We start from the raw sequence: 18,607 nt of genomic DNA on the forward strand, positions 1-18,607 counted from the left end.
CCGGGCGCCGGTCAGCGGATCCGGCCCTTCCGCGGGGAGCACAGGATGCACCGCGTAGAATCGCGGGGTGAGTGAAGCCCCGATCAGCCTGCCCATGCCGCGCATGCCCCGCGCTACCGGGCGCCTGCGCGACGAGCCCGTCGACGGCGCCAAGCGGGTGCTCCTCGCCGCCCCGCGCGGCTACTGCGCCGGCGTCGACCGCGCGGTCGTCGCCGTCGAGAAGGCCATCGAGCACTACGGCGCCCCCGTCTACGTGCGCAAGCAGATCGTGCACAACGTGCACGTCGTCTCCACGCTCGAGAGCCAGGGCGCGATCTTCGTCGAGGAGGTCGACGAGGTCCCCGAGGGCTCGCACATCGTCTTCAGCGCGCACGGCGTCTCGCCGGCGGTCGTGCAGGGCGCGGCGGATCGAGGCCTCCAGGCGATCGACGCGACCTGCCCCCTGGTCACCAAGGTGCACCGCGAGGCCGTCCGCTTCGCACGCGATGACTTCGAGATCCTCCTGATCGGCCACGAGGGGCACGAGGAGGTCGAGGGCACCGCGGGCGAGGCCCCCGATCACGTGACCCTGGTCGGCAGCCCCGACGACGTCCCGAACATCGTGGTGAAGGACCCGGACAAGGTCGTCTGGCTCTCGCAGACCACGCTCTCGGTCGACGAGACGATGGAGACGGTCCGCCGCCTCCGCGAGCGCTTCCCCAATCTGCAGAACCCGCCGAGCGACGACATCTGCTACGCCACCCAGAACCGCCAGGTCGCGATCAAGAAGGTCGCCGAGCACGCCGAGCTGGTCATCGTGGTCGGCTCGGCCAACTCCTCGAACTCGGTCCGCCTCGTCGAGGTCGCGCTCGAGTACGGCGCGAAGGCCGCGTACCGGATCGACTACGCCAGCGAGATCAAGCAGGAGTGGCTCGACGGCATCCGCACCGTCGGCGTCACCAGCGGCGCCTCGGTGCCCGAGGTCCTCGTGCGCGAGGTGCTCGACGACCTCGCCGCCGCCGGCTACGGCGACGTCGAGGAGGTCAAGACGGCCGAGGAGGACCTGATGTTCTCGCTCCCCAAGGAGCTCCGCAAGGACGTCGCCGGCAAGCGCGACGCCCGCGGGGCCGGCGGACGCGTGAGCGCCTCCGTCAGCGCCTGACGCTCCGCACGCAGAACGCCGAGAAGGCCGCCGCTCCCGAGGGAGGGCGGCCTTCTCGCGTGAGCGGGTCCGGGCGCTAGACGTCCGTGCCGGTCCCGGCGGACATCCGCGAGACGTAGTCGGCGAAGGTCGGGTCGCCGAGGATGGCGATGGCCGCGACCGTCAGCGAGAGCACGACCGTCGCGACGATCCCCAGGATCGGCACCAGCACGGCGCGCTTGCCGGCCCACAGCCGGCGGATCGAGATCCAGACCGCGAACGCGACGATCAGCGCCTGCGCGAGCGCCACGACCAGCCCGAGGGTGCGGGCGAGTTCGGGGGAGGCGTAGGTGCCGATGCCCTGGCTCGTGTAGAGCTCGGAGAGCGTGGTGGCGAAGCTCGACGGGTCGAGCAGCGTCGGCACGGCGAAGAAGACGCCGAGCGCCAGCAGGATGATCGTGATCAGCCGGTCGACGGGGTGCGCGACGGTCCTCGCCGACGGCGCGGTGGCGGGCCGCGGGTCGGTCTCGGACCCTCGCGGGTCGGGGACGACGACGGCGTCCTCCGGAGGCGTCCACGACCAGCCGGGCGGCGCGTACTCGCCGTACTGCGGTTCCGGGCGCGGGGAGCCGCTCGGCTGGTCGTGTGCGTTCGTCACGGAGCGGTGCCCTACTTCCCGGAGTGGCCGGCGGAGCCGAGCTGGCGGGTCGCCTCGGCGACGCGGACGGCCATGGCGGACTCGGCGATCTTGCCCCACGAGCGCGGGTCGTAGACCTTCTTGTTGCCGACCTCGCCGTCGACCTTGAGGAAGCCGTCGTAGTTCTTCAGCACGGTGTCGGCGACCGAGCGGCTGAAGGCGTACTGGGTGTCGGTGTCGATGTTCATCTTCACGACGCCGTTGCGGACAGCCTCGGCGATCTCCTCGTCGGTCGAGCCGGAGCCGCCGTGGAAGACGAGGTCGAGCGGGAGGGCCTCGGTGCCGTACTTCTTCTGCAGGCCGTCCTGGATCTCGCGGAGCAGCTCGGGGCGCAGGCGCACGTTGCCGGGCTTGTAGACGCCGTGGACGTTGCCGAAGGTCAGCGCGGCCATGTAGCGGCCCTGCTCGCCGAAGCCGAGGGCCTCGACGGTCGCGATCGCGTCGTCGAGCGTGGTGTAGAGGTGCTCGTTGATGTCGTGCGAGACGCCGTCCTCCTCGCCGCCGACGACGCCGATCTCGACCTCGAGGATCGCGTTGATCGCCTTCACGCGCGGCAGGATCTCCTGGGCGATCTTCAGGTTCTCGTCGAGGGGCACGGCCGAGCCGTCCCACATGTGCGACTGGAAGAGCGGCTCGCGACCGGCCTTGACCTCCTCCTCGGAGGCGGCGATCAGCGGGTAGACGAAGCCCTCGAGCGCGTTCTGCGGGCAGTGGTCGGTGTGCAGCGCGACCGTGACCGGGTAGTTCTTGGCGACCTCGGTGGCGAACTTCGCGAAGGCGATCGCTCCGGCGGCGCGGTTCTTGACCGTGTGGCCGGCGAAGTAGTCGGCGCCTCCGGTCGTGACCTGGATGATGCCGTCCGAGCCGGCCTCGGACAGGCCCTGCAGCACCGAGTTGATGGTCTGCGAGGAGGAGACGTTGAACGCGGGGTACGCGAAGCCGCCCTTCTTCGCCTTGTCGAGCATCTCTGCGTACTGGTCCGGGGTAGCGACGGGCATGGCATCTCCTTTGACGGATGAACGGGAGGGGGTCGGGCGAGGCCCGCGTCGGCGTCGAGTCTAGCGAGGCGGCTGCGGGGCATCCCCCGGGCGCGGGGCACGCCTCCGATAGGCTTCGCCCTGGGATGGGGATCCGCTCCGCGGGTCCTGCGACGACGCCGTCTGCACGAACTCGAACGCGAAGGACTCCGCGCTGTGACCGATATCGACCACGACTCGCTCTACCTCCACCCGGACCGCAACCTCGGCATGGAGCTCGTCCGAGCCACCGAGGCGGCGGCGATCCGCGCCGTCCCCTTCATCGGCAAGGGCGACAAGAACGCCGCCGACGGCGCAGCCGTCGACGCGATGCGCACCTTCCTCGGCACCGTGAACTTCGACGGGGTCGTCGTCATCGGCGAGGGCGAGAAGGACAACGCGCCGATGCTCTACAACGGCGAGCACGTCGGCAACGGCTCCGGGCCGGCCGCCGACATCGCCGTCGACCCGATCGACGGAACGTCGCTGACCGCGGCGGGCCGGCAGAACGCGCTGTCGATGATCGCCGTCGCGGACCGCGGGGCGATGTTCGACCCGTCCGCCGTGTTCTACATGGAGAAGATCGTCACCGGGCCCGAGGGCGTGGGGATCATCGACATCGAGCGCCCGATCGGCGAGAACATCCGCGCGCTCGCGCGGGCCAAGCGCAAGCCCGTCGACGAGATGCGGATCGCGGTGCTCGACCGCCCGCGGCACGCGCAGCTGATCGACGACATCCGCGCGGCGGGCGCCGGCACGCGGCTGCTGCTCGACGGCGACGTCGCAGGCGGCATCAACGCCGCTCGGCACGACTCGCGGGTCGACATGTGCGTCGGCACCGGTGGGACGCCCGAGGGCATCATCACCGCGTGCGCGATCCGCGCGCTCGGCGGCGTGATCCAGGGCATCCTCCGCCCCAAGGACGACGACGAGCGCCAGCGCGCGATCGACGCCGGCCACGACCTCGACCGCGTCCTGCACGCGAACGACCTGGTCCGCAGCGACAACACCTACTTCGTCGCCACCGGCGTCACCAACGGCGGGCTGGTGAAGGGCGTCCGCAAGGAGGGCCACATCATCACCACCGAGTCGATCGTCCTGCGCTCGCGCTCGGGCACGATCCGCCGCGTGACGGCCCAGCACCTCGCGGAGAAGTGGGTCTAGGCCGAGGCCGCCACACGCCGGTCGAGTAGCCGCGGAGCGGCGCACCCATGCTGGTCGAGTAGCCGCGGAGCGGCGCCCACATGCTGGTCGAGTAGCCGCGCAGCGGCGTATCGAGACCCGCGTTCATCCGTGGGTGGATCTCGATACGCGCCCCGGGGGCGCTACTCGATCAGCATGGACGGCGCGCTCGGCCGCTGCATGCACGGCGCGTGCGGTCGTACGACGTCGACGCGTCCCATGCTGGTCGAGTAGTCGCGGAGCGGCGTATCGAGACCCGGCGGCTCAGGCCGTGCGCTCGTCCGGGGCGAGGAGCTCGACGGCCGTCAGGCGGCGCGGCGACGTCGTGACGCCGCCGGCCGGCGCGATCACGCGGGACTCGTCGAGGGTGTCGAACTGGCGCGCGGTGACGAGGACGCGGGTCTCGAGCGAGCCGGCGAAGGCGTTGTAGGAGTCGACCGTCTTCTCGATCGAGCGGCGCAGCCCCTCGGCGTGGTCGGCGAGGGTGGCGAGGCGGGCGTAGAGCGTCTTGCCGAGGTCGAGCAGCCGCTTCGCGTCGTCGGTCAGCACGTCCTGCTGCCAGGTGTAGGCGACGGTCTTCAGCACCGACCAGAGCGTCACCGGCGAGGCGAGGGCGACCCGCTTGCGGAACGCGTACTCCAGCAGCGTCGGGTCGGCGTCGAGCGCGCTGGCGAGCAGCGGCTCGCTGGGGATGAACGCGATGACGAACTCCGGGCTCGCCGGCAGCCCGGTCCAGTAGGCGCGGCCGGCGAGGGCGTCGATGTGCCCGCGGAGGGCGCGCACGTGCGCGCGCAGCAGCCCGGCACGCCGCGCCTCCTCCTCGGCCCCCGCCCCCGCGGGGATCGCGCTCGCCTCGAGGTACGCGTCGAACGGCACCTTGGCATCCACGGCGATCGCCTTGCCGCCGGGCAGGCGCACGACCATGTCGGCGCGGCCCCTCCCGCCCTCGCCCTCCAGGCCGAACTGCACGTCGAAGTCGACCCGCTGGGTCAGCCCGGCCGCCTCCACCACGTTGCGCAGCTGCGTCTCGCCCCACGCACCCCGGCTGGCGCTCGAGCGCAGCGCCGAGGCGAGCGTCTCGGTGGTCGAGCGGAGCCTCTCCCCGGCGAGCCGCTGCCCCTCCAGCTGCTCGGTGATGGCGCCGAACTGCGCGGCGCGCTCGCTCTCGAGGCGGCGCACCGACTCCTGCATCCCGCGCAGGCTCTCGGCGACGGGGGAGAGCGTCTGCAGGATCCGCGCGTCGTGGCGCTCGCGCTCGGCGACGACCCGCAGCTGCTCCTGCAGCTCGCGGATCTGGTCGCGGGCGGAGCCGAGGTGCTCGCGGTGCTGCTCGACCACGGACTCGTGCCGCTCCTCGAGCCCCTCGGCCCGCGCCTGCGCGGTGGCGAGCTCCAGGGCGAGCGCGGTGTCGGGAGTGCGGGCGCGGGCGAGCAGCACGGCGACGACGGCGGCGAGGAGCGCGCCGACCGCGAGGCCGAGGACGAAGCTGAGTTCCATGCGCCGAGGAGACCACGGACCTCCGACATCCGAGCGGCGGCGCTCCGGAGCGGCCGCTCTGCGCCCCGGGAGAGGTGCTCGACGGAGTGTCCTCCACCGGTTCGCGGGGCGCCGGCCACGCGATCGGACGCTGCCGCGCGGCTCGCGCCCTGCGGCGGACCGTCCGGCGCCCGGCCGCTAGCGTGGAGGGATGAGCCCGGCCGATCCCTCACCGGCCGCCGCCTCCCCGTCCGCCGTCCGACGGCGCCGCGGAGGGACGGCGGCCCTCGCCGCCCTCGCGGTCGTGCTGCTGCTCACCGGAGCCTCGGACCTGAGCGCCGCGGCCGCTCCCGCAACCGAGGTGCCCGGCATCCGGATGTGGACGGACCTGGCCGGCGGCGTGGACGAGTCCGGCTTCGATCCGGGCGACATCGTCTCGGACGAGGTCTTCTTCGACGGCGGCGCGCTCGGCCCGCTGACCGTGCAGGCGTTCCTGAACGCGCGGGTGCCCTCCTGCGCCGGGACCGACGTCCCCTGCCTGCGCGACTACGCCGAGGACACCGGCGACGTCGCCGCCGCCGAGCAGTGCGACGCGTACCTCGGCGGGCAGGACGTCTCCGCCGCGGAGATCGTCAGCGCGGTCGCGGGCGCCTGCGACGTCAGCCCCGCCGTGCTGCTGACACTGCTGCAGAAGGAGCAGTCGCTGGTGACCGACAGCGCGCCGAGCGAGCGGCAGTTCCGCAGCGCCACTGGCTACGGCTGCCCGGACACGGCGGACTGCGACAGCGACTACTTCGGCTTCTTCGGCCAGGTCTACGGCGCGGCCTGGCAGTTCCAGCGCTACCGGAACCCCGACAGCAGCTTCGACTGGTACCCGGTCGGCGAGACCAGCGAGATCCAGTACTCGCCCGACGCCGCCTGCGGGACCGCTCCGGTGCGGATCGAGAACGCGGCGACGGCGGGGCTCTACTACTACACGCCGTATCAGCCGAACGCCGCGGCGCTGGCGAACCTCTACGGCTCGGGCGACGCGTGCTCGGCCTACGGTAACCGCAACTTCTGGCGCATCTTCAGCAACTGGTTCGGCGACCCGCGCGCGGGGGAGTGAGTAGCAGGGGCTCTCGGATCGCCGGCCCGGGCGTCAGGCGGCGACCGGCGCCTTCGGCCGCAGGCGCTTGACCGAGACTCCGGCCAGCTCGCCGAGCTCGGCCAGGCTCCCGGCCCCGTGCCGGCGGGCGGCGTGCACCACGATCGCGGCGCAGGCCTCGGCGTCGGCCGAGGCGTCGTGGTGACGGAAGTCGTCGTAGCCGGCGGCGAACGCGACGGACGGCAGGCGGTAGGACTCGAGCTGGTAGGTCCTGCGGGCGAGCTGGAGCGAGCAGAGGTAGTCGTAGGCGGGGAGCTCGAGAGCGGTCGCGGCGCAGGCGGCGCGGATGACGCTCATGTCGAAGCCGGCGTTGTGGGCGACGAAGACGTCCTCGCCGGCGAAGGCGACGAGGTCGGCGAACTGCTCGACCCAGGAGGCCGCGCCGTGCACGTCGTGCTTGCGGATGCCGTGGATGCGGGTGTTCCACTCGAGGAAGTCGTCGTAGCCGTAGGGCGGGCGGATGAGCCAGCCCGCGCGGTCCACGACGCGGCCGTCGCGGACCTTCACCAGCCCGACCGAGCAGGCGGACGCTCCGTGCGAATTGGCGGTCTCGAAGTCGATGGCGGTGAAGTCGATGGGCACGACTTCACCCTCTCACGCACCTCCGACGCCGCCGGGACCGGCACGCGGCGCCCCCGCGACCACGCCGTAGGATGGATGCCCGTGGCTCTCACTATCGCAATCGTCGGACTCCCCAACGTCGGCAAGTCGACGCTCTTCAACGCGCTGACCAAGAACACGGTGCTCGCCGCGAACTACCCGTTCGCGACGATCGAGCCCAACGTCGGAGTCGTGAACCTGCCCGACTCCCGCCTCGAGGTGCTCGCCGGCATCTTCGGGTCCGAGCGCATCCTCCCCGCGCCCGTGTCGTTCGTCGACATCGCCGGCATCGTTCGCGGCGCGTCGGAGGGCGAGGGCCTGGGCAACAAGTTCCTCGCCAACATCCGCGAGGCCGACGCGATCGCGCAGGTCATCCGCGGCTTCGAGGACGCCGACGTCGTGCACGTCGACGGCAAGGTCGACGCCGCGAGCGACATGGAGACGATCAACACCGAGCTCGTCCTCGCCGATCTGCAGACCCTCGAGAAGGCCGAGGCGCGCTACGAGAAGGAGCTGAAGGGGAAGAAGATCGAGCCGATCGTGCTCGAGACGGCGAAGAAGGCGCGCGAGTTCCTCGACTCCGGCAAGCCGCTCTCGGCGTCCTCGATCGAGCTCGAGCCGATCCGCGAGCTGGGCCTGCTCACCGCGAAGCCCTTCATCTACGTCTTCAACGTCGACGAGGCCGTGCTGACCGACGACGCGCGCAAGGCCGAGCTGGCCGCGCTGGTCGCTCCGGCGCACGCGATCTTCCTCGACGCCAAGATCGAGTCCGAGCTGATCGACCTCGACGAGGCGGACGCCGCGGAGATGCTCGAGTCCACCGGCCAGACCGAGTCGGGCCTCAACCAGCTCGCGTCCATCGGCTTCGACACCCTCGGCCTGCAGACCTACCTCACGGCGGGCCCGAAGGAGACGCGCGCCTGGACGATCGGCAAGGGCTGGACCGCCCCGCAGGCGGCCGGCGTGATCCACACCGACTTCCAGAAGGGCTTCATCAAGGCCGAGATCATCTCGTTCGACGACCTCGTCGAGACCGGCTCCATCGCCGAGGCCCGCGCCAAGGGCAAGGCCCGCATCGAGGGCAAGGACTACGTGATGCAGGACGGCGACGTGGTGGAGTTCCGCTTCAACGTCTGACGCTTCGCCGGGCTCCGGCTCGCGGAACGGCCTCCGGCTCGCAGGATCTAGATGATCCGGCGAGCCGGAGGTGTTTCCGCGTGCCGGAGGGCCGCGTCGGCCGACGTGCCGAGCCTCAGTTGAGGATGTCGCCGATGATCCAGCTGGAGAGGCCGACCAGCGTGCAGACGCCGACGACGACCCAGGCGACGGTGCGGCGGGTGGACCGGGCCACGGCCTCCGAGGTGCGCGGGGTCGGGCGCAGCGGCGCTACGTAGGCGGGCGGTGCCTCCGTGGCGCCGGGGATCAGGTGGGGGAGGGTCGCCGGGCGGCCGTCGACCCAGTCCGCGGGCAGCTCGGCGGCCCGGGCCGCCTGCAGCGTCAGCTCGGCTTTCAGCGGCGAGCCCTGGAGCGAGCAGTAGGCGACGGCGGTGAGGCCGAGGCCGGCGAGGTGGCGGAGCGTGGGCGCGAACTGCTCGGACATCGCCGCGGTCAGCTCGCCCACGCGGTCGCCGTCGAGGCGGATCTCCACGAGGCCGCCGACGGGGTGGAGCGTCACGAGGAGGAGCCCGCGGCCGCCCTCGGGGACCACGCCGGCCAGACGGACGAAGTGCTCGTCCTCGCGCTGCACCTGCAGGGCACGGCCCCAGGGCAGGATCGAGTAGCGCTCCTGGGGCGGAGCGTTGAGCGGGATCAGCAGCTCGGGGGCGACGAGGGCGACCGTGACGGAGGCGCGCAGTCCCTCCTCCGTCCGCTCGGCGCGGAGCCGGGCGGTGGTGCTGGGGGCGGCGCGACTCGCGACCACGCGGTAGAGCCCGGGAAGCGCGGGGGAGCGGCGGTAGGCGTCGGGGAGGTAGCCGATCACGCGTCCGCCGGCCCGGACCGAGACGGCGGGAGTGCCGGTGGGGTGGTCCGGCTCGGGCACGAGGACGACGTCGAGGATCTGGTCCGAGATCTCGCCCACGCGCAGAGGGCGGCCGACGACGGCGGCGATCTCCTCGATCCGCTCCGCCTCGTCGACGGCGTCGACGGTGGGGGTGCCGGCGGAGTGGGGGAGGCGGTACTCGACGTGCTCGGGGGCGGGGTCCGGCAGCCTGCGCTTCTCCTGCTCGTCCGGGTCGCCGGGCTTCGAGTCCTCCGCGGAGCGGCGGGCGTCGGTCCAGGCGGTGCCGTCCCACCAGCGCATCGACCCCGGGTGGGCGTCATCGCGGTACCAGCCCGCAGGTGCGGCGCGTTCGTCGTCCACCGGGTCCCCGTTCTCTCGGCCCGTCGAGTCTACGAGGGGCCCGCGGCATCCCTCCGCCCGGCGGGGGAGGCCGCGACTCCGCAGAAGTCGCGGTAGTCGCGCTCGACTACCGCAACTCTCGGGGAGTGGAGCGAGGCCGGGAGGCGGAGGCACCTCCGAGTCCGCGGAAGTCGCGGTACTCGCGCTCGACTACCGCGACTTCGGAGGAGTGGGGCGAGGCGGCGACGTGCCGGGTGACGCGGTGGCCGTCGGTGCGCTCAGAGGGCCGGGTTCTCGTCCGCCGGGTCCTCCGTCGCGAAGGCGACGAGCTGGGCCGGGGCGCCAGCGCAGTCGCGGAGCGCCGGGGCGGAGTCGAGGGCGCCGGCGAGCAGCCCGCTCACGTGCCGGGCGTGCCCCGGGTTGATCGGCGCGGGGTCCTCGAGGACCTCCACCAGTCGGTGGAGCACGGCGCAGGTGTCCGGACGCGACATGCGATCCACCGTATTGACGGCCCTCGCCGCCCGGTAGAGGCGATTCGCGCCAGACCCCCCGTCTACGCTTCGGACATGACTCGTTTCGAAGGCTCCGTCGTCCTCGTCCTCGGTGCCTCCGGCGGCCTCGGGCGGCTGATCGCGGACGAGCTGGAGCAGCGCGGCGCGACCGTGGTCCGCTCCGGGCGCCGCGCCGCCGACCTCGGCGACGCGCCGCTCGTCGCCGATCTGCTCGGCGAGGACGCCCCGCAGCGCCTGGTGGACGAGGTCCTCCGCCGCCACGGGCGCCTCGACGGCGTCGTCGTCGCGGCCGGCGTCGTCGCCTTCGGCCCCTCGGCCGAACTCGATCCGGCGGTGCTCGAGGAGCTCGTCGACGTGAACGCCCTGGCGCCGATCCGCGTGCTCACGGCGTCGTTCGCCGCCCTGTCCGCCTCCGGGAATCGGCCCTTCGCGGTCACGATCAGCGGGGTGGTCGCCGAGGCACCGACCGCCGGTCTCGCGGCGTACTCCGCCTCCAAGGCGGCCCTGTACTCGTTCGTCCGGGCATCGGCCCGGGAGTACAGGAAGTCGGGCGTCCTCCTGCTCGACGCGCGGCCCGGCCACACGGAGACCGCGCTGTCGCAGCACCCGCTGGCGGGCACGGCTCCGCGCTTCGGCGCGGGGCACTCGCCGGAGTCGGTCGCGGCGCGCATCGTCCGCGCCGTCGAGGACGGCGAGACGGACCTGCCGCCGGCGGCCTTCGACGCCTAGACGAGTCCGGGAACAGAAGCGGTCGCTCGTCCCTCCACAGCCGCGAGATCGCGCGGCCCTCCCCAGATCTCGGGATCCGGCGCCGGAGCGAGCGTGGCCCTCGCCAGCATCGACGCATGGGAATCCGTTATTACGCTTACGCCTTCGATGCCGATCTGACCGAGCGCGCGCTCGCCGACCCGCGGAGCGTGATCGGCGAGACCGCACTGGCCGGCGCCTGGGGGATGCCGCACGGCGCCGCGATCGAGGCCGCCGACCTGCCGCAGCCGGTTCCGGAGGACGACATGCTCTGCCTCGACCGGGCGTGGTCCGGGTTGCAGGCGCTGACCGCTCCGCGCTCGCCGGGGCAGCCGCCGCGGCCGGCGCACCGGATGCTGGAGGGCCGGGTCTCGCTGCGGGGGATGTGCTGGGACCCGTGGACGCGCGCCGTTCTCCCGGGCGAGGTCCCCGAGATCGCCGACGATCTCCTCGCGCTCCGGCAGGAGCTCGAGGAGGGCCTGTCGCAGCATCCTGAGGGGGAGCAGCTCGGGCAGTACCTGGACCGCGCCGTGGACTTCGCGTCCCGGATCGCGCGGTCGGGTCGCGGCTTCGTCTACCTGATCGGCTAGCGCGTGCCTCGCCCGGACCGGCCGGCGCGAGAGGGCGGACACCCGCCGTTCACCCCGGCGTCGCTCGGGCGCCCTAGCGTCGCTCCGTGCCCTCCGTCTCCGATCGCTCCCTCAGCTCCGACGCCGTCCTCGATGCCGCTCCCGACGCCACTCCCGATGCCGCTCCCCACGGCGCCCTCGTGCCGACGCCCGAGCTGCTCCGCTCGCTCACGCCCGAGGACGCCCGCGATCTCGTCGTGCTCGACGAGGACGACGACGATCCGGTGCTGCTGCGCCGCGACGGCACGCAGATCGACACCTGGCGCGAGGGCTACCCGTACGACGAGCGGATGTCGCGCGAGGAGTACGAGGCCGGCAAGCGGCTGCTGCAGATCGAGCTGCTCAAGCTCCAGAACTGGATCAAGAAGCACGGCCGGCGCCTGGTCGTCGTCTTCGAGGGGCGCGACGCCGCGGGCAAGGGCGGCACCATCAAGCGCTTCACCGAGCACCTCAACCCGCGCGGCGCCCGGGTCGTCGCGCTCGAGAAGCCGACCGAGCGGGAGGGCACGCAGTGGTACTTCCAGCGCTACGTCTCGCACCTGCCCGCCGCGGGTGAGATCGTGCTGTTCGACCGCTCCTGGTACAACCGGGCGGGGGTCGAGCGCGTGATGGGCTTCTGCACTCCGGAGCAGTACGACGAGTTCGTCCGGCAGACGCCGCTGTTCGAGAGCATGCTCGTCGGCGAGGGCATCGACCTGGTCAAGCTCTGGTTCTCGGTCTCGGCCGAGGAGCAGCGCACCCGGTTCACCATCCGGATGATCGACCCGGTGCGGCAGTGGAAGCTCTCGCCGATGGACCTCGCCTCGCTGGACAAGTGGGACGACTACACCGCGGCCAAGGAGGCGATGATGGCGGCGACCGACACCGCCGACGCGCCGTGGACCATCGTCAAGAGCAACGACAAGAAGCGCGCCCGGCTCGAGGCGATGCGCTACGTGCTGAGTCTGTACGACTACGACGGGCGGGACGACGAGGTCGTGTCGCCGCTCGGGCCGGACCCGCTGATCGTCGGCTCGGCGGCGGACGTCTACGAGCGCGGCGAGCACGCGGCGACCGCTCGGGCCGCCGAGTAGCGCCGGACCGGGGGAACGGGATCATGGGGGACACGACCGTGGGGGACGGGATGAGGAACGACGACGGCGTGCGCGATCTGCCGGGGGTGCACCTGCGCTGGCTCGCGCTCGACGAGCAGCGCCTCGACGCCGAGCGGCTGCTGCCGCTGCTCGGCACGGCGGAGCGGGAGCGCTACCGGGCGACGGGGTCGGCGGCGGTGGCGGAGCGCTTCGTCTTCGGCCGCGTCCTGCTGCGCATGCTCGCGGGCGAGCTCCTGGGGCTGTCCGCCTCGATGGTCCGGGTCACCGCCCGCTGCTCCCGCTGCGGCGGTCCGCACGGGCGCCCCTGGATCGAGGGCGCCGAGCACCTCTCCGTCAGCATCGCGCACTGCCCGGGCGCGGTCGTCGTCGCGGCCAGCAGCGCGGGCGTCGTCGGGGTCGACGTCGAGCCGGTCGCGGGTCCGCCCGAGCGCGGCGTCGCGATCACGCGGATCGCCGGCGCTCCGTTCGCCACGGGCGGGTTCCGCGCGGCCGACCCGATCCTGCACTGGACCCGCATCGAGGCCGCGCTGAAGGCCGACGGCCGCGGGCTGGACGTCGACCCGCGGCGCGTCCGGATCCACGAGTCGCGCTTCACCGCGGAGGCCCGGATCGACACCTCGCGCTTCCGGCTCGCCGAGCCGCACCTCGACCCGTCGCTCCGGGTCAGCGTCGCGCTGGGCGACTCCGTCGGCGGTGCCGGTCCGATCATCGGCTGGCGCCGCGAGCACGGCGACGCGCTCGAGGACTCGCTGGTCTCAGCGGGCGGCCGGTAGCGGCGGCAGCCGCACGTCGACGAGCCAGGCGTCGAGCAGCGATTCGACCGCCGTGACGGCCGTGCCGCCCGCGATCGCCGAGCCGCCGGCGACCTCGGCGCAGAGCGCGCGGAAGTCGTCCTCGCTCGCGGTGGCGGACGCGTGCCGCGCGGTCCAGGTGCGCAGGAGCCGGAAGAACGCCTCGTCGCCGAGCCGGAGCCGCAGCGCGTGCAGCGTCAGCGCGCCCCGCTTGTAGACGCGGTCGTCGAAGAGGTCCACCGGTCCTGGGTCGCCCAGCACGAGGTCCTGGCGCTGGAACCGCAGGAGCGCGTGGTGCCGGCGGGCCTGGGCGTCGGCGCTGAGTCCGCCCGACTCCTCCGACCACAGCCACTCGGCGTAGCAGGCGAAGCCCTCGTTCAGCCAGATGTGCCGCCAGCGGGCGAGGCCGACGCTGTTGCCGAACCACTGGTGCGCGAGCTCGTGGGCGATCAGCCGCTCCGAGCCGCCGCGGCCGTCGACGTGGTTCGCGCCGAACACGGCCATGCCCTGCGCTTCGAGCGGGATCTCCAGCTCGTCCGCGGTGACCACGACGGTGTACTGGCGGAACGGGTACGGGCCGAAGACCCGGGAGAAGAACGCGAGCATGGCGCTGAGCGGTGCGAAGTCGCGCGCGACCCGCGTGGCCAGCGCGGCCGGGCGCGCGAGCGTGACGGCCACTCCGGCGAGCAGGCGGTCCTCGAGCACGTAGCGGCCGATCTGCACCGACGCGAGGTAGCTCGCGGTCGGCTCCAGCTGCTCGTACAGCCAGGTGCGGCGGCCCGAGCGCTCGCTCGTCTCGAGCAGCACGCCGTTCGCGAGCACGGAGTAGCCCTCCTCCGCGCTCACCCGGATCCGGTAGGTCGCCTTGTCGGCGACGTCGTCGTTGCAGGGGTACCAGGTCGACGCGCCGGAGGGCTGCGAGGCGACGAGCACGCCGTCGGTCAGCTCCTCCCAGCCGAGCTCGCCCCAGTGGCTGGCGCGCGGCCCGGGGTGCCCGCCGTACTCGATCTCGACGACGGCGCTCGCGCCGGCCTCGAGCGGCTCGGCGGGGGTGATCCGGAGCTTGTGCGCCGCCTGGTCGCTGCGCGCCTTGCGTCCGGCGACCCGCACCCGCGTCGCCCGGAGGCGGCTGAGATCGAGCGAGAAGCGGCGCAGCGGCTGCAGCGCGACGATCCGCAGGGTCGCGCGGCCGGCGAGCCGGTTGCTCGAGACCCGGTAGTCCAGGTCGAGCTCGTAGGACTCGACGCGGTAGCCGGTGTTGCCGATGCCGGGGAGGTACGGGTCGCCCGCCGTCTCCAGCCCGGTCTGCGCGTCGCTCACGCGACGGGCGCGTGGTAGTCGCCGACGCGGACCTCGCGCCACGGGCCGATCGGGTTGCCGCTCCAGCGGCTGCCCGCGGGCACGAGCTCGCCGCGCATGACGAGGGAGGCGGGGCCGACCGTGCCGTGCGCCGCGATGGTCGCGGCGGGGAGGATCACGCTGTGCGGGCCGAGGGTCGCGCCGGCGTCGAGACTCACGAGATCCATGCTCATGATTCGATCATGGAACAGGTGGGTCTGCACGACGCAGCCCCGGTTCACGGTCGCTCCGTCGCCCAGATCGACCAGATCGGCCTCCGGGAGCCAGTAGCTGTCGCACCAGACTCCGCGGCCGATCCGCGCGCCGAGGCTCCGCAGCCACCAGACGAGGGCGGGCGTTCCGGCCGCGGCGTGCGCGAACCACGGCGCCGCCACCATCTCGGTGAAGGTGTCGGCGAGCTCGCTGCGCCAGACGAAAGAGGACCAGAGCGGGTGCTCGCTCGGGCGGACGCGCTGGATCAGGAGCCACTTCGCCGCGGTCGAGACACCGGCGGCGACCGCACCGGCGGCGAGCAGGACGACGCCGCCTGCGACCGCTGTCGCGATCGCCCCGGTCGCCGGCACCAGTGCCAGCAGGGCCGCGACGACGCCGAGGCCGATCGCCATCGAGACGACGACCGGCACGAAGCGCAGCAGCTCCCAGACGATCCGGGCGGCGCGGAGGCGCATGGCCGGCCGGAACGTGCGCGCCGACTCCGCCTCGACCACCGTGCGCCGCAGCCGCACCGGTGGCGAGCCGAGCCAGGACGAGCCCGCCTTCGACTTCCGGGGGGCGGAGGAGAGCACCGCGACCAGTCCGCCCGCCGGCACCGTGTGGCCGGGCGCCGCCATCCCGGAGTTGCCGAGGAAGGCGCGCTCGCCGATCTCCGCGCGGGCCAGCCGCATCCAGCCGCCGCCGAGGGCGTAGGAGGCGACGAGGGTGTCGTCGGCGAGGAAGGCGCCGTCGCGGATGGTGGTCATCGCGGGCAGCAGCAGCACGGTCGAGGCCTCGACGTCGCGGCCGACCTTCGCGCCGAGCAGCCGCAGCCAGACCGGTGTGAACAGGCCGGAGTAGAGCGGGAAGAGGAGGGCGCGGGCGTGGTCGAGCAGGCGCTCCGTGGACCAGACCTGCCAGCCGATCCGGCCACGGACGGGATGCGTGCCGGCCTCGACGCCGCGACCGAGCAGGCGCACGAGCACGACGACCAGGCCCGCCAGCACGACGCCGGTGACGGCGACCGCGGGGACGAGGGCGGCGACGGCGCGGGGGAGCGCCTCCGCGAGATCCGCTGCGCCCTGCACGGCGAGGGCGAGCACGCCGAGTCCCGCCGCGAAGGAGACGACCGGCACGGCGGCGAGGCCGACCGCCGAGACCGCGTAGGCCCAGACCCACGGCGTCGCACGCGGCGGCCGCTCGGCGGGGAAGCCCGCGCTCGCCTTGCCGAGGCGCTGCGCCGGCGAGCCGCCCCAGCGCTGGCCGGCCGGCACCCGGCCGAAGACCGCGGAGCCGGGCTCGATCTGCGCGTTCTTGCCGATGCGGGTGCCGGGCAGGAGGGTGCTGCGGGCGCCGACCGTGCTGCCGGCGCCGACGCGGACCGCGCCGACCCGCAGGACGTCGCCGTCGATCCAGTAGCCGGAGAGATCTACCTCGGGCTCGATGGCGGCGCCGCGGCCGAGGGTGAGCATCCCGGTGAGCGGCGGCAGCGAGTGCAGGTCGACGTCGTCGGCGATCCGGGCGCCGAGCGCACGGGCGTAGTGCGCGACCCAGGGTGCTCCGGCGAGGCTGACGGCACCGAGCTGGTGGGCGATCCGCTCGGCGAGCCAGAGCCGCAGGTGCACCCCGCCGCCGCGCGGGTGGTCGCCGGCGCGCACCCCGCGCAGCAGTGCGCGGGCGGCGAGGACGGTGAGGCCCATCCGGCCGAACGGGGTGCAGAAGAGCGCGAACGCGACGACGAGCCCGGGCAGCGGCACGGTGGGCAGCCAGCCGAAGCCGGGCAGGAGGTCGAGGAGGGCGCAGACCGTGAGCACCACCGTCGTCCAGCGGGCGCCGCTCAGCACCAGGAGCGGCGCGCCGAGGAGGGTCTGCAGCACCTGCATCCGGCGCGGGACCGGGGCGATCCGGTGGCTCGAGACCTCGCCGGCGCCGGTCGCGCGACTCGCGATCTCGGCCGACATCGCCGCGAGCCGGGGGTGCGCGTAGACGTCGGCGACGGTGAACTCGGGGTCCTGCTCGCGGATCCGGGCGACGAGCTGGGCGGCGGCGAGCGACCCGCCGCCGAGGTCGAAGAAGTTCGCCCTCTCGTCGACCGGGACGCCGAGGACCTCGCGCCAGAGTCCGGCGAGCCAGGCGGTCCCGGCGTCGAGCCCGGGGTCGGCTGCGGTGCTCTCGGGCAGCGGCCAGGGCAGAGCGGCCCGGTCGACCTTGCCCGACACGCGCGTCGGCAGCTCGTCGACCACCGCGAGCAGCGGCACGAGGGCGGCCGGCAGCTCCTCGCGCAGCCGCGCCAACGCGACGTCGCGGTCCAGCTCACGACCGCCGGCGAGGGCGAGGTAGCCGACGAGCACCTGGATCCCCGCGCCGGTGGTGCGGACGGCGGCCGCCGCGCCCGAGACTCCGGGGAGCCCCTGCAGCGCCGCCTCGACCTCGCCGAGCTCGATCCGCCGGCCGCCGAGCTTGACCTGATCGTCGGCACGGCCCTGGAAGACCAGCCCGGCGCTCTCGAAGCGCACGAGGTCGCCGGAGCGGTAGGCGCGCTCCCAGCCCAGCGTCGGCGCGGGGGCGTACTTCTCGGCGTCCTTCGCCGGGTCGAGGTAGCGGGCCAGGCCGACGCCGCCGATGATCAGCTCGCCGACCTCGCCCTCGCCGACGCGGCGGCCCTCGGGGTCGACGACGGCCAGCCGCCAGCCGTCCAGCGGCAGGCCGATCCGCACCGGGCCGGACCCGCCGAGGGGAGCGGCGCAGGCGACGACGGTCGCCTCGGTCGGGCCGTAGGTGTTCCAGACCTCGCGGCCGTCGACGGCCAGGCGCTGGCCGAGCTCGGGCGGGCAGGCCTCGCCGCCGAAGATGAGCAGGCGGACGTTCTCGAGCGACTCGGCGGGCCAGAGCGCGGCGAGGGTGGGCACGGTCGAGACGACGGTGATGCCGTGCGTCGTCAGCCAGGGGCCGAGGTCCATCCCGCTGCGCACGAGCGAGCGCGGCGCGGGCACGAGGCAGGCGCCGTGCCGCCAGGCCAGCCACATCTCCTCGCAGGAGGCGTCGAAGGCGACCGAGAGGCCCGCGAGCACGCGGTCGCCGGGGCCGAGGGGCTCGGCCTGGAGGAAGACGCGCGCCTCGGCGTCGACGAAGGCGGCGGCCGAGCGGTGGCTGACGGCGACGCCCTTCGGCGTGCCGGTCGAGCCCGAGGTGAAGATGATCCAGGCGTCGTCCTCGAGGGTCGGCGGCTGCAGCAGCGGGATCGAGGCGGTGCTGGGGTGCGGTGCCGACCCGGTGAACAGTCGCGCGGGCTCCGCGTCGGCGCGCTCGAAGCGGCCGGAGCCGGTGACGACACCGCGGACGGCGGCCTCGCCGAAGACGAGTCGCGCCCGCTCCTCGGGGTCGTCGGCGTCGACGGGGACGTAGGCGGCGCCGGCGGCGAGGATGCTGAGGATCGCGAGGTAGAGCTCGCGCGAGCCGCTCGCCATCCGCACGCCCACCCGGTCGCCGCGACGCACCCCGGCGGCGGTCAGCTCGGCGGCGGCGGAGACGACGCGGGCGAGCAGCTCCCGGTAGCTGAGGGCGCCGGCGGGATCCTCGAGCGCGGAGGCGTCGGGGTGGCGCTCGGCGGTGTCGCGGAGGACGTCGATCAGCGTGCGCGGTGCCGGGGCGAGGGCGCCGGCGTCGAGGAGGTCCTGAGGATGCGCGTCCGTGCTCACGAGTGC

At 73.6% G+C, this 18,607-nt stretch carries 16 protein-coding genes; 8 read left to right on the top strand and 8 right to left on the bottom strand.

Annotated features, from left to right (window positions below):
* The first annotated feature begins 94 nt into the window (after positions 1–94).
* Complete coding sequence (locus EDF17_RS04790; RefSeq protein ID WP_123445422.1) at positions 95–1,141, top strand: 4-hydroxy-3-methylbut-2-enyl diphosphate reductase; 1,047 nt, start codon at positions 95–97, stop codon at positions 1,139–1,141.
* Positions 1,142–1,217: 76 nt separating this feature from the next.
* Here EDF17_RS04790 and EDF17_RS04795 read toward each other — a convergent pair whose 3' ends face one another.
* Positions 1,218–1,778, bottom strand: coding sequence for a DUF6264 family protein (locus EDF17_RS04795; RefSeq protein ID WP_123445423.1), 561 nt, complete (start codon positions 1,776–1,778; stop codon positions 1,218–1,220).
* Between the two features lie 11 nt (positions 1,779–1,789).
* Complete coding sequence (gene fbaA / locus EDF17_RS04800; RefSeq protein WP_123445424.1) at positions 1,790–2,815, bottom strand: class II fructose-bisphosphate aldolase; 1,026 nt, start codon at positions 2,813–2,815, stop codon at positions 1,790–1,792.
* Positions 2,816–3,064: 249 nt separating this feature from the next.
* Between fbaA and glpX the strand changes: the two genes are divergently transcribed.
* A complete protein-coding gene (glpX, locus tag EDF17_RS04805) occupies positions 3,065–3,997 on the top strand; it encodes a class II fructose-bisphosphatase (protein WP_123445977.1) in 933 nt (310 codons plus the stop codon).
* Between the two features lie 282 nt (positions 3,998–4,279).
* On the opposite strand, the gene EDF17_RS04810 is transcribed toward glpX, so the two are convergent.
* Positions 4,280–5,512, bottom strand: coding sequence for a DNA recombination protein RmuC (locus EDF17_RS04810; protein WP_208110573.1), 1,233 nt, complete (start codon positions 5,510–5,512; stop codon positions 4,280–4,282).
* Between the two features lie 190 nt (positions 5,513–5,702).
* Here EDF17_RS04810 and EDF17_RS04815 point away from each other — a divergent pair, with 190 nt between their 5' ends.
* Positions 5,703–6,599 (top strand): hemagglutinin, encoded by an 897-nt coding sequence (locus EDF17_RS04815; protein WP_123445425.1) that lies wholly within the window; start codon positions 5,703–5,705, stop codon positions 6,597–6,599.
* Positions 6,600–6,632: 33 nt separating this feature from the next.
* Here EDF17_RS04815 and EDF17_RS04820 read toward each other — a convergent pair whose 3' ends face one another.
* Positions 6,633–7,220: an exonuclease domain-containing protein gene (locus EDF17_RS04820; RefSeq protein ID WP_123445426.1), complete on the bottom strand. Its 588-nt coding sequence runs from the start codon at positions 7,218–7,220 to the stop codon at positions 6,633–6,635.
* 81 nt (positions 7,221–7,301) lie between these two features.
* On the opposite strand from EDF17_RS04820, the gene ychF reads away from it, so the two are divergent.
* Positions 7,302–8,375 carry a redox-regulated ATPase YchF gene (ychF, locus tag EDF17_RS04825; protein ID WP_123445427.1) on the top strand — a complete coding sequence of 358 codons (1,074 nt, stop codon included), beginning with the start codon at positions 7,302–7,304 and terminating at the stop codon, positions 8,373–8,375.
* A 115-nt stretch (positions 8,376–8,490) separates the two neighbouring features.
* Here the strand turns inward: ychF and EDF17_RS20110 are convergent, their stop codons facing one another.
* Together EDF17_RS20110 and EDF17_RS04835 are read right to left on the bottom strand one after the other, a co-directional pair.
* The gene (locus EDF17_RS20110; RefSeq protein ID WP_185019951.1) at positions 8,491–9,600 is read right to left on the bottom strand and encodes a DUF2510 domain-containing protein; all 1,110 of its coding nucleotides are present in this window, start codon (positions 9,598–9,600) and stop codon (positions 8,491–8,493) included.
* 257 nt (positions 9,601–9,857) lie between these two features.
* On the bottom strand, positions 9,858–10,070 hold the full coding sequence (locus EDF17_RS04835) for a hypothetical protein (protein ID WP_123445428.1): 213 nt from the start codon (positions 10,068–10,070) through the stop codon (positions 9,858–9,860).
* Positions 10,071–10,145: 75 nt separating this feature from the next.
* On the opposite strand from EDF17_RS04835, the gene EDF17_RS04840 reads away from it, so the two are divergent.
* The 4 genes from EDF17_RS04840 (at position 10,146) to EDF17_RS04855 (ending at position 13,334) form a co-directional block, all read left to right on the top strand.
* On the top strand, positions 10,146–10,820 hold the full coding sequence (locus EDF17_RS04840; protein ID WP_123445429.1) for an SDR family NAD(P)-dependent oxidoreductase: 675 nt from the start codon (positions 10,146–10,148) through the stop codon (positions 10,818–10,820).
* A gap of 116 nt (positions 10,821–10,936) precedes the next feature.
* Complete coding sequence (locus tag EDF17_RS04845; protein ID WP_123445430.1) at positions 10,937–11,428, top strand: DUF1877 domain-containing protein; 492 nt, start codon at positions 10,937–10,939, stop codon at positions 11,426–11,428.
* 236 nt (positions 11,429–11,664) lie between these two features.
* Positions 11,665–12,540, top strand: a complete 876-nt coding sequence (ppk2, locus tag EDF17_RS04850; protein WP_243599280.1) for a polyphosphate kinase 2 — start codon at positions 11,665–11,667, stop codon at positions 12,538–12,540.
* 50 nt (positions 12,541–12,590) lie between these two features.
* Complete coding sequence (locus tag EDF17_RS04855) at positions 12,591–13,334, top strand: hypothetical protein (protein ID WP_123445431.1); 744 nt, start codon at positions 12,591–12,593, stop codon at positions 13,332–13,334.
* Here the strand turns inward: EDF17_RS04855 and EDF17_RS04860 are convergent.
* Complete coding sequence (locus EDF17_RS04860) at positions 13,317–14,672, bottom strand: M1 family metallopeptidase (RefSeq protein ID WP_243732791.1); 1,356 nt, start codon at positions 14,670–14,672, stop codon at positions 13,317–13,319. The genes EDF17_RS04855 and EDF17_RS04860 overlap by 18 nt on opposite strands.
* On the bottom strand, positions 14,669–18,601 hold the full coding sequence (locus tag EDF17_RS04865; RefSeq protein WP_123445432.1) for a Pls/PosA family non-ribosomal peptide synthetase: 3,933 nt from the start codon (positions 18,599–18,601) through the stop codon (positions 14,669–14,671). Before EDF17_RS04865 ends, EDF17_RS04860 begins: the two co-directional genes overlap by 4 nt.
* Between the last annotated feature and the right edge of the window lie 6 nt (positions 18,602–18,607).

It is taken from the genome of Rathayibacter sp. PhB1 (genome assembly GCF_004362935.1).
Lineage (GTDB): Bacteria > Actinomycetota > Actinomycetes > Actinomycetales > Microbacteriaceae > Rathayibacter > Rathayibacter festucae.

Bases quoted from the DNA above. Each gene is read 5' to 3' on its own strand.
- EDF17_RS04790 (WP_123445422.1), top strand. From the start codon at position 95: ATGCCGCGCATGCCCCGCGCTACCGGGCGCCTGCGCGACGAGCCCGTC.
- fbaA (WP_123445424.1), bottom strand. From the start codon at position 2,815: ATGCCCGTCGCTACCCCGGACCAGTACGCAGAGATGCTCGACAAGGCG.
- glpX (WP_123445977.1), top strand. From the start codon at position 3,065: ATGGAGCTCGTCCGAGCCACCGAGGCGGCGGCGATCCGCGCCGTCCCC.
- EDF17_RS04810 (WP_208110573.1), bottom strand. From the start codon at position 5,512: ATGGAACTCAGCTTCGTCCTCGGCCTCGCGGTCGGCGCGCTCCTCGCC.
- EDF17_RS04815 (WP_123445425.1), top strand. From the start codon at position 5,703: ATGAGCCCGGCCGATCCCTCACCGGCCGCCGCCTCCCCGTCCGCCGTC.
- EDF17_RS04835 (WP_123445428.1), bottom strand. From the start codon at position 10,070: ATGTCGCGTCCGGACACCTGCGCCGTGCTCCACCGACTGGTGGAGGTC.
- EDF17_RS04840 (WP_123445429.1), top strand. From the start codon at position 10,146: ATGACTCGTTTCGAAGGCTCCGTCGTCCTCGTCCTCGGTGCCTCCGGC.
- EDF17_RS04845 (WP_123445430.1), top strand. From the start codon at position 10,937: ATGGGAATCCGTTATTACGCTTACGCCTTCGATGCCGATCTGACCGAG.
- EDF17_RS04855 (WP_123445431.1), top strand. From the start codon at position 12,591: ATGAGGAACGACGACGGCGTGCGCGATCTGCCGGGGGTGCACCTGCGC.